The following is a 15,245-nucleotide window of genomic DNA, read 5'->3' on the forward strand; positions in this document are numbered from 1 at the left end:
ACAGATCCTGCCAGTATGAGGTAAAGCCCTGGGATGAGCAATACAGTGAACAGCGGTAAACATGAAGCGCCCAAGGTGTTGCAATACCTGAGCAGCAACCTGCGTGGCTATCGCCAGCAGGCGGGGCTAAGCCAGGTGATGCTGGCGGAAAAATCCGGCGTCAGCCGCCGCATGCTGGCCGGCATCGAGGCCGGTGACCGCAACGTCAGCCTGGCGGTGTTGGACAAATTGGCCGAAGCATTAAATATCGCCTTCACCGATCTGATCCAGGCTCCCGAAGCGCGCGGCAGCCATTTGGTCGGCGAATTGGCATGGCAAGGCGTACAGCCGGCAAGTCAGGCTTTGTTTGCCGCCAGCGTGCCTGCTCGTCAGCGGGTTGAGCTTTGGGAGTGGACGCTGATGCCCGGCGAGCACTACGATTCTGTGCCGGATGCCGAAGGCTGGAGTGAAATAATCTACGTGATTACCGGCAGCCTGACGCTGGTGCTGGAACAGCAAACCCTGACGCTGGACGCCGGCCAAACCCAGGTGTTCAACAGCGATCAGCACTATGCCTACGCCAACCGCACCGATTTTCCGCTGCGCTTTATCCGCAACGTCACCTTCTAACCCGCATACTCAGCGGGTTGTCACCTGGCTGTCGTACAGATGTCATGCGCCTGTCGTGGCGGTCAACGGCCTCAACTCCTACACTTGGCCTCAATGAAGGTTCATTTTTGGAGCGTGCAATGCAAACTTACCGCATCCGGCAATTACGGCTGGAAAAAGGCTGGTCTCAGGAACAATTGGCCAGCATTGCCGGGCTCAGCACCCGTACCGTTCAGCGCCTTGAAAATGGCGAGCAGGCCAGTCTGGAAACCCTGACCGCGATAGCCGCGGCGCTGGAGTTACAGATTGGCGATCTCAACCAGCCGCCGCAACAGGAAAACAGCGACAGCAGCCAGGCCGAGCAGGCGATTCGCCGACAGGTGGAGGAAGAAGGCAGGCTGCTGCGCATGATAGTGAGGTTCGCATTTATCGCAGTGCTGTTGTTCGCCATTAACTGGTTTACTCATCCGCAATATCTGTGGTCGCTTTGGGCCATGGCCGGCATGAGTATCGCGGTGATTATGCGCGCGACGCGCCCCCTGCTGTTACGCGACTTCTTCAGCCGTTGGCAACGCCAGCGCCTGGAGCAAAAGCTCAAGCGCCTGCACTGAGTTTCAGCCAGTCAGCCAGCCGGGCCAGCGCGCTGCCCGGCCTGATTTCTTGCGGCGTCAGCAGACAATAACCGCTACCGTCCGACGTAAAACCAAAGGGGGCGCTCAGTAGCCCACCGGCCACATCATCCCGCACCTGCTGCCAAGGGCCGATAGCGACGCCTATCCCCGCCACCGCCGCCTGCAAACTGAAGTAAAAGTGATCGAAACGCTGCTCTGGACAGCCTTCCAGCGACACACTCTGCTGCTGAGCCCAATGCCGCCAGGCATCAGGCCGGGTGGCCGAATGTAACAGCACCGCATCGCGGCTCAACTGCGGCTGACCCGCGTGGAGAGCGATAAAACGCGGCAGCATTTCAGGCTTGCATACCGGCCCGACTTGCTCGTTGAACAGCCACTGGCTGTGCAGCTTATCGCCCCAGTCAAAATCGTTGCGCCGTAGGGCGGCACTGATGCCGTCGTGAAACGAAAATGGCCCGCCGCCCGCGACCAACTGCAGATGGATGTCCGGGTGCGCCAACTGAAACGCAGGCAGGCGGGGTATCAGCCAACGCATCAATAGCGTCGGCTCACAGGACAATACCAGCGGTGCGTCCTGTGCCTGCTGCCGCAGTTGTTGCGCAGTCTGCTCCAGGATGCCGAATGCCTGCTGTGACGCCTGAAACAACGTCCGCCCGGCGGCCGTCAGATACACCCGCCGATGACGACGTTCAAACAACGCAATACCCAGCTCATCCTCCAGCGCCCTGACCGCACGACTCACCGCCCCGTGCGTCAGGTTTAAACTGTTCGCCGCCTGGGTGAAACTTTCCAGCCTGGCCGCCGCTTCAAAGCATCGCAATCCGCCCAATGACAGTGGCCGGCTTATTTTGCGTGAGTTTTTCTCACCGAAATCGTCAGTTTTCATCGTTTGTCACCGTCGGCTATTCCCTTTATAAATCAGCCACTCTCTTCTGATTCATCTACAGGATTACTATGACCGAACTCATCGCTGTCGTCACCATCACTTTACTTGCCGTTATTAGCCCAGGGCCTGATTTCGCCATGGTGTCGCGCAACAGCCTGTTGCTTTCCCGTCGTGCCGGCGTGGTGACCGCTTGCGGCATTGGCGCCGGGGTGTTGATCCACGTGAGCTACACCCTGATCGGCGTCGGCGTGGTGATCCAGCAATCGCTGTGGCTATTCACCCTGTTGAAGATGATTGGCGCTGCCTACCTGATTTACCTGGGTGTCAGCATGCTGCGTAATGCCGGTGCTGCCACGGTTTCTGCCGGTGCGACCCCCACCGCCGCCAGCGATTTCGCCGCGCTGAAAACCGGCTTCTTAACCAATGCGCTGAACCCGAAAACCACCATTTTTGTCGTCAGCCTGTTTATGCAGGTGGTTAATCCGCAGACGTCGCTGGCGGTGCAAATCGGCTACGGCTTGTTTATCGCCCTGGCCCATATCCTGTGGTTCAGCGCCGTTGCGCTGCTGTTTTCCGCGCCGGGCATCAATGCGCGACTGCTGCGCCTGCGTAAAGGCATAGACAGGGTATTTGGTGGCCTGCTGATTGCCTTCGGTGCGCTGCTGGCGATAGCCGGGATGAGATAAGGCCACAAGGCCAAGTTCCGCATTCACTCCTATGCTTAGGAAGCATCTCTTTCATCCACCACAGCGGAGAACGGAACATGGCGAAAATTTTGGTACTGTATTACTCAATGTACGGACATATTGAAACCCTGGCGAACGCGGTAGCGGAAGGCGCACGCAAGGTCAGTGGCGTAGAAGTCACCCTGAAACGCGTGCCGGAAACCATGCCGGCAGAAGCCTTTGCCAAAGCCGGAGGCAAGCAAGATCAACAGGCCCCTGTCGCCAGCCCGCAGGAACTGGCCGATTACGACGGCATCATCTTCGGTACCCCAACCCGCTTTGGCAACATGGCGGGCCAAATGCGGACCTTCCTCGATCAAACCGGCGGGCTCTGGGCTTCCGGCGCGCTGTACGGCAAGGTAGGCAGCGTATTCTCTTCCACCGGTACCGGCGGTGGTCAGGAGCACACCATCAGCTCAACCTGGACCACGCTGGCGCACCACGGTTTCATTATTGTGCCTATCGGTTACGGAACACCCGAGCTGTTTGACGTTTCACAAACCCGCGGCGGCACCCCTTACGGAGCAACCACCATTGCCGGTGGCGACGGTTCGCGCCAGCCCAGTGCGGAAGAGCTGGCCATTGCCCGCTTCCAGGGTGAACACGTAGCGAAAATCACCGCCAAGCTGAAAAGTTAAGCTATCACCTGCCCGATGGGGCCGCGGATTCCTGCGGCCCCATCTTGTTGCCAACCCCCGGCAAGGTTAAAATGCCGCTCAGCCTGCCATTCACTACCTGAACGTCACGGTCGAAATTCGTTCTGCCCGCCAATCACCGGCCTTTGCCCTGATGACGGGCGTTCTGTTTTTGCGCATAGCGAAGGGAAATAAGTCAGTGTCTAAAGATTTTGATGAACTAATAAGAGACATGGATCTTATTATTGAAAATGTAGACAGTTTCAAGGCTATGGCCCCGCGCGCACCCGAGCCCCCCGCAGCACCGCCTGCGGTTCATCACTACGATTCGTTCTGCGAGAATGTGGCGCTGAAAGTGGTGTTGAAGGTGCTGCTCTCGTCGGTGGATAAGATCGTCAAGGTACAGATTGCCAATAAGGTCGAGCAGGAAATTGCTCAAATAGAACAGCAGGTGGTACGTGCCGGCGGTGGGCCGGTGTCCCCCGAGGATCTGGCGCAAATGACGCAATACGTGCGTCGCACCGTAAACACCCTGTTGGAATAATCGCCATTGCGATTAAAAAACGTGCCAACCCTTTCAGGCGATATGAATTTTTACGTTATTTTTATATCGCCTGCCTTATTCTTTCAGGCTTAAAGAATAAATTGACTCATTGCCGTCAGGCAACTCGGGCGCAAGTATTATGGTCAAGAATAAGCAGATATTGGTCGTTATTCATCTTTGCAGTTTTTTAGTTTTCCTTTACAGCCTGTCAATGATCCCGCCTCTGCTGGTGGCGCTGCTCTATAAAGAAAAAAGCGTTTTCTCCTTTTTCTATACCCTGGTGATTGCCGGATCGCTCGGTGGGTTAGGCTGGTTCAGCACCCGTCAGGCCAAAGTACAATTGCGTACCCAGGACGGTTTTCTGATTATCGTCATGTTCTGGCTGCTGTTTTCGATGATCAGCGCCCTGCCGCTGTGGCTCGATGACACGCTGAACGTCAGCCTGACGGACGCGATGTTCGAAGGCGTGTCCGGCATCACCACCACCGGCGCTTCGGTACTTAACGATGTCTCGGGCATACCTAAATCCTTTCTCTACTACCGTTCCCAGCTCAACTTTATCGGCGGCCTCGGCGTCATTGTGTTAGCCGTGGCCGTGCTGCCGCTGCTGGGTATCGGTGGTGCCAAGCTTTATCAGTCGGAAATGCCCGGACCATTCAAAGAAGAACGACTGACGCCACGGCTGGCCGATACCTCGAAAAACCTGTGGCTGATCTATCTCGGTCTGGGGCTGGCCTGTACGGTGGCTTTCCGCATTGCCGGCATGCCGTGGTTCGATGCCCTTTGCCATGGGATTTCCACCGTATCGCTCGGGGGATTTTCCACTCGCAACGAGAGTCTGGGCTATTACGACAGCTCGGCGGTCGAAATGGTCGGCGGTATTTTCTCCATTCTGGCGGCGGTAAACTTCACCCTGTATTTCGTTGCCGTAGGCCGCCGCAGCCTGAAACCATTGTATAAAAACCCGGAGCTGCGCTTCTTCCTGCTGGTGCTGTCGATTATCGTGGCGATTGTTTGCCTCGAGCTTTACCGTTCCGGCATGTACGGCGCCAAGGACTCCTTCGTGCATGGCTTCTTTCTCACCAGTTCGATGATGACCGATAACGGCTTGGCCACCGCCGACTATGCCAAAATGCCTTCTCACACCATTATGTTGTTATTGGCGGCGAGCTTTTTCGGTGGCTGCGTGGGCTCCACCTGCGGCGGCATCAAGGCGCTGCGTTTTCTGATCATGTACAAACAAAGCCGGCATGAGATCAACCAGTTGGTGCATCCCAATGCCGTTTACACCATCAAGGTCGGCAACGCGCCGATTCACGATCGGGTGTTACGGTCGGTCTGGAGCTTTTTCTTTCTGTACGTTTTTTTCAGCTGCTTCTTCATCTGGCTGCTGAACCTGATGGGCTATGATCTGGTGACCTCTTTCGCCACCGTGGCCGCCTGCATCAATAACATGGGGTTGGGCTTCGGCGAAACTGCCGCGGGGTTTGGCACGCTCAGCGATGCGGCGAAATGGTTGATGTGCGCGGCGATGCTGCTCGGCCGCCTTGAGATCTACCCCATGCTGATATTGTGCTCGCGTGCCTTTTGGCGTTTTTAAGGCTTTGTAGCCCGCCATTTACAGGCTGTTTTAATCCACCTTGCTGTACCAATGCTGACACATTCGTAACATGAATGTGTTGCATTGTTGTATTCGTTTCACTGCGATAAGTTACAAGCACTGTAAATACATACAGTATTATTATAACTTATTGAGGATATGAATATGCGTTTTAACAAGATGTTAGCTCTGGTAACCGTCCTGTTTACCGCCCAGGCTTCCGCCGAGGCATTGGAATCTATCGACAACTGCGCGGTCGGTTGCCCCACCGGTGGCAGCAGTAACGTGTCCATCGTCCGCCATGCTTATACGCTGAACAACAACAGCACCACCAAGTTCGCCAACTGGGTGGCTTATCACATCACCAAAGACACGCCGGCCAGCGGGAAAACCCGTAACTGGAAGACCGATCCGGCACTGAACCCGGCAGATACATTGGTACCGGCAGATTACACCGGTGCCAACGCGGCGCTGAAAGTTGACCGCGGGCATCAAGCGCCGCTGGCCTCACTGGCGGGCGTCTCTGACTGGGAATCACTGAACTACCTTTCCAATATCACCCCGCAGATGGCCGATCTTAACCAGGGCTCCTGGGCACGGCTGGAAGATCAGGAACGCAAGCTGATTGACCGGGCGGACATCAGTTCGGTGTATACCGTGACTGGCCCACTGTACGAACGCAATATGGGAAAATTGCCGGGCACCCAGAAAGCGCACACCATTCCCAGCGCTTACTGGAAGGTCATCTTTATCAATAACAGCCCGGAAGTGAACCACTATGCGGCGTTTCTGTTTGACCAAAACACCCCGAAAAATGCCGATTTCTGCCAATATCGCGTCACGGTGAATGAAATCGAGAAACGCACCGGGCTGATTATTTGGGCTGGTCTGCCCGACGACGTACAGGCTTCGCTGAAAGCCAAACCGGGCGTGCTGCCAGAACTGATGGGTTGCAAGAGCTAAAATAATGACCAATAACCCGCTACGGCGGGTTTTTATTGGTCAATATAATGACGGCGTCTGTGATTTAAATATAAACATTACTTATTAATACCCCGTTTTAAACCCGTCCTAATAGCGGAAATAATGTTATTTACCGTCATTAATTATCTTTGAATACCCGCCACGGCACCGTTCACTCTCCCGCCAAGCGGCCACACCTCCGGTCTTTTTTATTCTTTCTGTGCTTTTTTATCAGGGCGTTTGAGCAAGTTTATTGCCGAAAAGTTATCGGCAAGTTAATATCCCGCCAAATTATTAGATACAGAACCGTAAACAATGCATTTATCCCATTGTTGATTATTTTTTATCTCTCTTTACTCCTTCTCTTTTGCCTGCTTTGGCAATAACACCTGTTTTGTGAGAAAAACACATGGAAAATTTGTTATCAGACGATGGTGAGTTACCGACCAAAAATGGAACCGGTTTCAGTCGACGGGAAGTGCTGCTGGGGCTGGCCTCAACCCTGCTGGCAACGTCATTGCTCAGTTACCCGTTCCTCAGCCTGGCAGAACAACATACCGCGGCGGCCAACCCGCTGCAGTTTGCTCGTTTCTTCAAAATATCCCAGACATTGAGCGAACATGAGGACATCGATCAGGGAATGTCGGCGCGTATTTTTACAGCCTTACATAATCAGAATGATCAGTTCGCCACGCAGGTTGAGCAGCTTGGTGGGCTGTTACAGTCGGGTCAAAGCGCAAAACAGCTGCAACAACTGGCCATTCAGGCCGGCTTGCAGGCCCTGGTGACCGCCATTATCACCGCCTGGTATACCGGCACCGTCGGCCACGGCCAAACGGCTGAGCTGATTGCCTATAAAGACGCGTTGATGTACCGCCCCGCCAGCGACGCACTGATCGTTCCCACCTACTGCGGCAATGGCCCGTTGTGGTGGACCGCTCCCCCTCCAGCGGTCAACGCTTCCCTGTGATCTGAGAATCTTCTGATGAAAAAACCTGAATTTACTGCCGATGGCAACGCCTCGGCCGATATCGTGATCGTGGGCTCCGGCATTGTGGGCGGCATGATGGCCGATCAATTAGTCAGCCAGGGTTATTCTGTGCTGGTGCTGGAAGCAGGCCTGCGTATTGAACGCGCCCAGGCCGTAGAAAACTGGCGCAATATGCCTTTTGATAACCGCGCCGGCTCCGATTATCAAGGGTTGTACCCGCAATCCGAGTTCGCCACCGCTCCGCTCTATTTTCCTGAAAACAACTATGTCGCCCTGAGCGGCCCGAGCGCAGGCAGCTTCAAGCAAGGGTATCTGCGTACCGTCGGCGGCACCACCTGGCACTGGGCCGCGTCCTGCTGGCGCCACCTGCCCAGCGATTTCCAAATGAAAACCCTGTACGGCGTTGGCCGCGACTGGCCGATTTCCTATGATGAACTTGAGCCGTACTATTGCCGGGCCGAAGAGGAAATTGGCGTGGCTGGCCCTAACGATCCGCAGCAGCAGTCGCCGGTTGAACGCAGCAAACCCTACCCGATGGATATGGTGCCCTGGGCGCATGGCGATATTCGTTTTGCCGAAGTGGTTAACCCGCACGGCTACCGTTCAGTCCCGATCCCACAGGGGCGCAGTACCCACCCGTGGAAGGGCCGTCCAACCTGCTGCGGCAACAACAACTGCCAGCCCATTTGCCCCATCGGCGCCATGTACAACGGCATTCATCATGTTGAACGTGCTGAAATGAAAGGTGCGGTGGTGCTGGCGGAAGCGGTGGTCTACAAGATAGATACCGATGAACAAAATCGGGTCACTGCGGTGCATTGGCTTGACAACAAAAAGCAGTCTCACCAGGCCACGGCCAAGGCTTTCGCTCTGGCCTGTAACGGCATAGAAACGCCGCGCCTGCTGCTGATGGCGGCCAACGATCGCAACCCGAACGGCATCGCCAACGCTTCCGACCAGGTCGGTCGCAACATGATGGATCACTCCGGTTTTCACTGTACTTTCCTGGCGAAAGAGCCGCTGTGGCTCGGGCGTGGCCCGGCGCAGAGCAGTTGCCTGGTCGGCCCACGTGACGGTGAGTTCCGCAAAGACTACTCGGCCAATAAGATGATCCTCAACAACATCAACCGGGTCGTGCCTGCCACCCAGAAGGCGCTGGAACAAGGCTTGGTCGGTAAAGAATTGGATGCCGAAATACGCCGCCGCGCCGCTTACGGCGTCGATTTATCCATCAGCCTGGAACCGTTACCAGACCCCAATAACCGCCTGACGCTGAGTAAAACCCGCAAGGATGCCCACGGTTTGCCTTGCCCGGACATCCACTACGATGTCGGCGATTACGTGCGTAAAGGCGCAGAGGCCGCACATAAGCAATTGGAACATATCGGCCAACTGTTCGACGCCGAAGAGTTCAACATCACCACCAGTCTGAATGCCAATAACCACATCATGGGCGGCACCATCATGGGCGATAACCCAGCAGACTCGGTGGTCGATGGCAACTGCCGCACCCATGACCATGCCAACCTTTGGTTGCCGGGCGGCGGCGCAATTCCTTCCGCCAGCGTGGTGAACAGCACCTTGACTATGGCGGCTCTGGGCATCAAGGCCGCCGATGACATTGCGCGGGCACTGGCGGTGAAACCATGAAAAAACAGGCGAAATTGACGCTATTATCCCTGTTGTTGCTCGGCGGCAGCGCCGTGCAGGCGGCGGATAACGGAGAGTTAAGCGGTGCGGCGTTGATTAAAAAAGGCGAACAGATTGCTATCTCCTCAGACTGCCAGGCCTGCCATACCAAACCCGAAGGCGGTACTCCCTTTGCCGGCGGATATGGTATCAGTTCCCCCATGGGCGTGATTTACGCAACCAACATCACCCCATCAAACGCGGAGGGCATTGGCAGTTATAGCGAAGAGCAGTTTGCTCGTGCCGTCAGGGACGGGATCCGTGCCGATGGTACCCACCTCTATCCCGCCATGCCCTATACCTCTTATACCAGGTTGAGCGATGAGGACATCAAGGCGCTGTATGCCTACTTTATGCACGGCGTGAAGCCGGTCGATCAGAAAAATACGCTGACCGACCTGCCCTTCCCGTTCAACCTGCGCTTTAGCATGGCCGCCTGGAATCTGCTGTTTCTCAAAGACGGCCGATTTGCACCCGATGCGGCCAAAAGCGAGCAATGGAACCGGGGGGCTTATCTGGTTAACGGGCCTGGGCACTGCGACACCTGCCATACCCCGCGCAACCTGCTGATGGCTGAAGACAGCAGTCAGGCTCTTGCGGGTGGCATGGTCGGCAGCTGGTACGCTCCCAATATCACGTCAGACCCGATCAGCGGTATCGGCGGCTGGAGCAACCAGCAACTGGTGCAGTACCTGAAAACCGGTCGGGTGGTCGGCAAAAACCAGGCCGCCGGTGGCATGGCGGAAGCCATCGAAAACAGCCTGCAATATTTTTCCGATGACGATCTGGCGGCTATTGCCGTTTACCTGAAAAGCACCGCGCCTGTCAGAGATGCCAAGGATAGCCAGCCGGCCGACAGTTACGGCAAGCCGTTGAACGTTGAGCCTCAGCTGCGCGGGTTGCAGCCTGCCAATGCCAACAACACCGTTACCGACGGCGCAGCGTTATTCAGCGGCAACTGCGCCAGTTGCCACCAACCGGACGGCAGCGGCAGCAAAAACCAGGCTTATCCTTCGCTGTTCAATAATACCGCCACCGGTTCAAGCAATCCGGCCAACCTGATCTCGGCCATACTGTTCGGGGTCGAGCGAAAGGTGGGCGATCAGCACGTGCTGATGCCGAACTTTGGCCCGCTGTCGTACGTCAATCCGTTGAACGACCAGCAGATCGCCGCTATCAGCAATTATGTGCTGCAGCAGTACGGCAATCCCGCAGTGAAGGTCAGCGCTGCGGACGTGACCGTATTGCGCCTGGGTGGCCCGGTGCCGCTGCTGGCGATGCTGCAGCCTTATATGGCCCCGGCAATCGGCATTGCTGTGGTGGCGTTGATCTTTATGGCATGGCTGTTGGGGAGAAAACGGCGCTGAATTGATGACTGCAGGCTGGGGAGCTATCCCCGGCTTGCAGGCATTGCCGCATTTCCACAGGGATAGTTCGCAGACCGAATCTGAAAAGAACGGGGGTTATTGCGTTTGATTTTCCACACGGGTAATACCGTGTTTCTTCATCACTTCTTCCATGGTCAGATTGTCATCATCCGGCGTTTCGTCAATCACAACATCCTGCGGGCGGACATAAGGCTTGGTTGCGCGTTTGAACATCCACCACCAAACGAACACCAGAAAGGCACCGGACTTCAGAAAGATCATGGTCCATAACGCTATTTGATACCAGCTCATCTTTATCTCCATGAAAACGTTAAACGCGAGCGAATGGATCTATTTTAACCCTTGGCTTGATCGGATCAATAGTAAACGGCAGATCCCTCCGGGTTCAGGCCACTGTTATAGGGATTTCTATCATGATCTGCTCTACCTGCCGCTAAAACCCCCTTGAACTACCTCAGAAACCCTGCCCGCAGCCTGATCCTGTTTTTGCCCGCATTTTGTCATAGTGAAAGCCATGCAAGATCCTCTGCACCGGTTTTTCCCTGCAAAAAGAGTGAATTACCCTTTCTCATCGCAATGTTTTTATATAGCTAAAACGTCTAACCAAACCACTTAAAACAGCCTTTTTGACCATAAAAATGTAAATTGCCCCGATTTTTCTATATACTCGCGGAGTTTAATTTCTTGGGCAGCCTGTTTGCCCCTCTTTTTATGGAGTTGTTTTAACGGACTATCCCATTCCCTAACGGACTAGCAAGAAGGTATTCTATGAGCCAAAACGACACTGAAATTGTGGCACGTCGTAGCCATATCAATCCTCCGGTATTTTTTATATCTGCCGCTTTAATCATCGTCCTGGTGGCCTTTGCCGCCTTCTATCCTGAGTTAGCCGATCGTAAGTTCAAGGCGCTGCAACAGGGTATTTTCACTAACGCCAGCTGGTTTTACATTCTGGCGGTCGCCCTGATCCTGCTGAGCGTGACCTATCTGGGTTTATCGCGTTACGGCAATATCAAGCTCGGGCCGGATCACGCCCAGCCGGACTTCAGCTATGTTTCCTGGTTTGCCATGCTGTTTTCTGCCGGTATGGGCATTGGTCTGATGTTCTTTGGCGTTGCCGAACCGGTGATGCACTACCTTTCTCCCCCGACCGGGACACCGGAAACAGTGGAAGCGGCTAAACAGGCCATGCGCCTAACCTTCTTCCACTGGGGCCTGCATGCCTGGGCGATTTATGCCATCGTGGCGCTGATCCTGGCGTTCTTCAGCTACCGTCATGGCCTGCCCTTGACGCTGCGTTCCGCGCTTTATCCCATCATCGGCGATCGCATATACGGGCCGATTGGCCACGCAGTCGATATTTTTGCGGTAATAGGTACCGTGTTCGGCGTCGCGACTTCCCTGGGCTACGGCGTGTTGCAGGTTAACGCCGGGCTTAATCACCTGTTCGGCTTGCCGATCAATGCAACGGTGCAGGTGGTGCTGATCGTGGTGATCACCGGGCTGGCAACGCTGTCGGTGGTTTCCGGGTTGGATAAGGGCATCCGCATTCTGTCCGAACTGAACCTCGGCCTGGCGGTGCTGCTGCTGGTCCTGGTGGGTACGCTCGGCCCGACCGTGCTGTTGCTGAAATCCTTTGTTGAAAACACCGGCGGCTATCTTTCCGATATCGTCAATAAAACCTTTAACCTGTATGCCTACGAGCCGAAGTCCAGCAACTGGCTGGGGGGCTGGACACTGCTGTATTGGGGCTGGTGGCTATCCTGGTCGCCGTTCGTCGGCATGTTTATCGCCCGCGTTTCACGCGGACGTACCATCCGTGAATTCGTTACCGGCGTGTTGTTCGTTCCGGCGGGCTTTACGCTGCTGTGGATGACGGTTTTCGGCAACAGCGCCATTAATTTGATCATGAACGAAGGGGCGCGCGATCTGGCCAATACGGTGCAAAACGACGTAGCCCTGGCGTTGTTCAACTTCCTGGAGCACTTCCCGTTCTCTAATATTCTGTCGTTTATCGCCATGGCGATGGTCGTGGTGTTCTTCGTCACGTCGGCAGACTCTGGGGCGATGGTGGTTGATACGCTGGCTTCGGGCGGTTCGGATCAAACCCCCATATGGCAGCGGATCTTTTGGGCTTCCCTGATGGGTCTGGTGGCGATTGCGTTGTTGATTGCCGGCGGTTTAAGCGCATTGCAAACCGTGACTATCGCCAGCGCCCTGCCGTTTTCGATGATCCTGCTGGTCTCAATCTACGGGTTGTTAAAAGCCTTACGTATCGACGCCTACAAACGCGACAGCCAGATGATGACCACGATTGCGCCGACCGCCGCGCGCAACCCGATCTCATGGCAGCGGCGTTTGCGTAATATTGCCTATTTCCCGAAACGTTCTCAGGTAAAACGCTTTGTCGGTGAAGTGGTTCAACCGGCGATGGCGCTGGTGGAAGCCGAACTGGCCAAGCAAAATACCACCTCCTCGATTGACGATTCGCAAGACGATCGCATCCGTTTCGAAGTCGATTTAGGGGAAGATCTGAACTTTGTCTATGAAGTTCGTCTGCGCGCTTACATTCAACCGGCCTTTGCTCTGGCGGGGTTGAAAGATGAGGAACGCGACGAGGAACATAAATACTATCGCGGTGAGGTTCATCTGAAGGAAGGGGGCCAGGATTACGATGTGATGGGCTGGACGCAAGAACAGATCATTCACGATATTCTCGACCAGTACGAGAAGCACCTGCACTTCCTGCATTTGGTGCGTTAGCGGTTGCTTTGCCAGACAAACCGTCCCAGCCGGGGCGGTTTTTTTATGGGTCCACGGCGGCGATTGCCATTTTTCAAACCCAATAAAAAACCCCGCGCTCAGAGAGCACGGGGTCATAATTTATGGCGGAGGAGCAGAGATTCGAACTCTGGAACGGTTTCCCGTCGACGGTTTTCAAGACCGTTGCCTTCAGCCACTCGGCCACCCCTCCGCAACGAGGCGAACTATAAACAGAGCTGATCCGCTTGTAAAGCCCAAGGCCGTTCAACCGAACGAAAAACCAGCACCTCACGCTTGAGCGTTGAAGAAACCGCCAACTCCAGCTCAAGGTTGCAGCAATGATAACTAAGGGTAAAGATTGGTAAACAAACTTTAATCAAACGCTTGCGCTGCCTATCATCGTCACTAATTTTGTGATGACCTGACTAAGAGAGATCATTATGGACCGTATTGTCGTCTCATCCTCCTCGCGCGACTCTTTGCTGAGTACGCATAAGGTTCTGCGTAACACCTATTTTCTGCTTTCACTGACGCTGGCTTTCTCGGCACTCACCGCAACCGCCAGCACCATGCTGGGGCTGCCGGCACCGGGCCTGCTGCTGATGCTGGTCGGCTTCTACGGGCTGATGTTCCTGACCCACAAGCTGGCTAACAGCCCTGCGGGCATCCTGGCGGCATTCGCCCTGACCGGTTTTATGGGTTATGCCCTGGGCCCCATCCTCAGTTCATTTATTAATACCGGAGCCGGCGACCTGATCATGCTGGCGCTGGGAGGCACCGCAGTGGTGTTCTTCTGCTGTTCAGCCTACGTACTGACCACCCGCAAGGATATGTCGTTCCTGTCCGGAATGATGATGGCCGGTTTTGTAGTACTGCTGGTGGCGGTGATCGCCAATCTGTTCCTGCAGATCCCTGCCCTGCACCTGGCGATTAGCGCACTGTTTATCCTGTTCTCCGCCGGCGCCATCCTGTGGGAAACCAGCAACATTATTCACGGCGGCGAGACTAACTACATTCGCGCCACCGTCAGCCTGTACGTATCGTTGTACAACATGTTCATCAGCCTGTTGAGCATTCTGGGCTTCGCGCGCAGCAACTGATTCGGCGTCTGAGTCATACCCAAAGCCCCGCTCCGGCGGGGCTTTATTTTTTGCGGCGGTAAAAGTTTGCTAAACTGGCGGCCGTTCTGAATTACCCGTTACCGAGGCAGTATGTTGGAGTATCAAGGTCAGGTTATTGAAACTGACGCACAGGGTTACCTGAAAAACAGCGCCGACTGGCACGAGGCCCTGGCGCCGCTGCTGGCCGAGCAGGAAGAAATCACGCTAACCGAGGCGCATTGGGAAGTGGTGCGTTTCGTACGCAGCTTTTACCTGGAATTTAATACCTCACCGGCGATCCGCATGCTGGTCAAAGCTATGGCGCAGAAGTACGGAGAGGAGAAAGGCAACAGCCGCTACCTCTATCGCCTGTTCCCCAAAGGCCCGGCCAAACAGGCAACAAAAATCGCCGGTTTGCCGAAGCCGGTAAAATGCATCTGAGACGCTAATAGCGAATGCTGAAGCCTTGATAATCTGCCGTACCGCGCGGTTCCACCAGCACGCGATCGACACGTGCGCTACGCGGACCGCCGCTTTTCAGCCATTCCACCAGCTTATCCACCTGCGGTTGCTCGCCGCAGGCCACCACCTCAACGCTGCCGTCATCAAGATTGCGCGCATATCCGCTTAACCCCAACGCCGTCGCCTGGTGCTGGGTGTTGTAGCGAAACCCTACCCCTTGCACCACGCCATAGACATACGCAGCAATACAAACTTGTGTCATAATCGGCCCCTTATCGA

16 protein-coding genes and 1 tRNA gene are annotated in these 15,245 nt (G+C 55.3%); 13 read left to right on the forward strand and 4 right to left on the reverse strand.

The genetic code is table 11. The features are described 5' to 3' along the window. Positions 1 to 33 precede the first annotated feature (33 nt). A complete protein-coding gene (locus tag ACMGG1_RS15400; protein ID WP_020826197.1) occupies positions 34 to 609 on the forward strand; it encodes a helix-turn-helix domain-containing protein in 576 nt (191 codons plus the stop codon). A gap of 119 nt (positions 610 to 728) precedes the next feature. Beyond that, on the forward strand, positions 729 to 1,199 hold the full coding sequence (locus ACMGG1_RS15405) for a helix-turn-helix domain-containing protein (RefSeq protein ID WP_414160836.1): 471 nt from the start codon (positions 729 to 731) through the stop codon (positions 1,197 to 1,199). Here the strand turns inward: ACMGG1_RS15405 and ACMGG1_RS15410 are convergent. Next, complete coding sequence (locus tag ACMGG1_RS15410) at positions 1,183 to 2,106, reverse strand: LysR family transcriptional regulator (protein WP_187962624.1); 924 nt, start codon at positions 2,104 to 2,106, stop codon at positions 1,183 to 1,185. The genes ACMGG1_RS15405 and ACMGG1_RS15410 overlap by 17 nt on opposite strands. A 68-nt stretch (positions 2,107 to 2,174) precedes the next feature. On the opposite strand from ACMGG1_RS15410, the gene ACMGG1_RS15415 reads away from it, so the two are divergent. The 8 genes from ACMGG1_RS15415 (at position 2,175) to ACMGG1_RS15450 (ending at position 10,620) form a co-directional block, all read left to right on the forward strand. Continuing rightward, the gene (locus ACMGG1_RS15415) at positions 2,175 to 2,792 is read left to right on the forward strand and encodes a LysE family transporter (protein ID WP_261107933.1); all 618 of its coding nucleotides are present in this window, start codon (positions 2,175 to 2,177) and stop codon (positions 2,790 to 2,792) included. Positions 2,793 to 2,869: 77 nt separating this feature from the next. Next, positions 2,870 to 3,469, forward strand: a complete 600-nt coding sequence (gene wrbA / locus ACMGG1_RS15420; RefSeq protein ID WP_046373966.1) for an NAD(P)H:quinone oxidoreductase — start codon at positions 2,870 to 2,872, stop codon at positions 3,467 to 3,469. Positions 3,470 to 3,698: 229 nt separating this feature from the next. Then, on the forward strand, positions 3,699 to 4,010 hold the full coding sequence (locus tag ACMGG1_RS15425) for a hypothetical protein (protein WP_020826192.1): 312 nt from the start codon (positions 3,699 to 3,701) through the stop codon (positions 4,008 to 4,010). Positions 4,011 to 4,149: 139 nt separating this feature from the next. Next, the gene (locus ACMGG1_RS15430; protein WP_020826191.1) at positions 4,150 to 5,610 is read left to right on the forward strand and encodes a TrkH family potassium uptake protein; all 1,461 of its coding nucleotides are present in this window, start codon (positions 4,150 to 4,152) and stop codon (positions 5,608 to 5,610) included. Between the two features lie 165 nt (positions 5,611 to 5,775). Beyond that, on the forward strand, positions 5,776 to 6,573 hold the full coding sequence (locus tag ACMGG1_RS15435; protein ID WP_020826190.1) for a DNA/RNA non-specific endonuclease: 798 nt from the start codon (positions 5,776 to 5,778) through the stop codon (positions 6,571 to 6,573). Positions 6,574 to 6,982: 409 nt separating this feature from the next. Next, on the forward strand, positions 6,983 to 7,543 hold the full coding sequence (locus ACMGG1_RS15440) for a sorbitol dehydrogenase family protein (protein ID WP_048761961.1): 561 nt from the start codon (positions 6,983 to 6,985) through the stop codon (positions 7,541 to 7,543). A gap of 15 nt (positions 7,544 to 7,558) precedes the next feature. Next, entirely contained in the window at positions 7,559 to 9,214 is a 1,656-nt protein-coding gene (locus ACMGG1_RS15445) for a GMC family oxidoreductase (protein ID WP_046373969.1), read from the forward strand. After that, entirely contained in the window at positions 9,211 to 10,620 is a 1,410-nt protein-coding gene (locus ACMGG1_RS15450; RefSeq protein ID WP_259216769.1) for a c-type cytochrome, read from the forward strand. Before ACMGG1_RS15445 ends, ACMGG1_RS15450 begins: the two co-directional genes overlap by 4 nt. A 96-nt stretch (positions 10,621 to 10,716) precedes the next feature. Here the strand turns inward: ACMGG1_RS15450 and ACMGG1_RS15455 are convergent, their stop codons facing one another. Further along, entirely contained in the window at positions 10,717 to 10,932 is a 216-nt protein-coding gene (locus ACMGG1_RS15455) for a hypothetical protein (RefSeq protein WP_020826186.1), read from the reverse strand. Positions 10,933 to 11,409: 477 nt separating this feature from the next. Between ACMGG1_RS15455 and ACMGG1_RS15460 the strand changes: the two genes are divergently transcribed. Then, positions 11,410 to 13,404: a BCCT family transporter gene (locus tag ACMGG1_RS15460; protein ID WP_020826185.1), complete on the forward strand. Its 1,995-nt coding sequence runs from the start codon at positions 11,410 to 11,412 to the stop codon at positions 13,402 to 13,404. A 123-nt stretch (positions 13,405 to 13,527) separates the two neighbouring features. Here the strand turns inward: ACMGG1_RS15460 and ACMGG1_RS15465 are convergent. Continuing rightward, a tRNA-Ser gene (locus tag ACMGG1_RS15465) sits at positions 13,528 to 13,615 on the reverse strand. A 229-nt stretch (positions 13,616 to 13,844) separates the two neighbouring features. On the opposite strand from ACMGG1_RS15465, the gene yccA reads away from it, so the two are divergent. Both yccA and tusE read left to right on the forward strand, forming a co-directional pair. Beyond that, entirely contained in the window at positions 13,845 to 14,504 is a 660-nt protein-coding gene (yccA, locus tag ACMGG1_RS15470) for an FtsH protease modulator YccA (RefSeq protein WP_004942825.1), read from the forward strand. A gap of 111 nt (positions 14,505 to 14,615) precedes the next feature. Continuing rightward, on the forward strand, positions 14,616 to 14,945 hold the full coding sequence (gene tusE, locus ACMGG1_RS15475) for a sulfurtransferase TusE (protein WP_044549620.1): 330 nt from the start codon (positions 14,616 to 14,618) through the stop codon (positions 14,943 to 14,945). 4 nt (positions 14,946 to 14,949) lie between these two features. Here tusE and yccX read toward each other — a convergent pair whose 3' ends face one another. Then, positions 14,950 to 15,228: an acylphosphatase gene (gene yccX / locus ACMGG1_RS15480; RefSeq protein ID WP_020826183.1), complete on the reverse strand. Its 279-nt coding sequence runs from the start codon at positions 15,226 to 15,228 to the stop codon at positions 14,950 to 14,952. Positions 15,229 to 15,245: the final 17 nt, after the last annotated feature.

Source organism: Serratia sp. BNK-12 (genome assembly GCF_047456085.1).
Taxonomy (GTDB): domain Bacteria; phylum Pseudomonadota; class Gammaproteobacteria; order Enterobacterales; family Enterobacteriaceae; genus Serratia; species Serratia liquefaciens.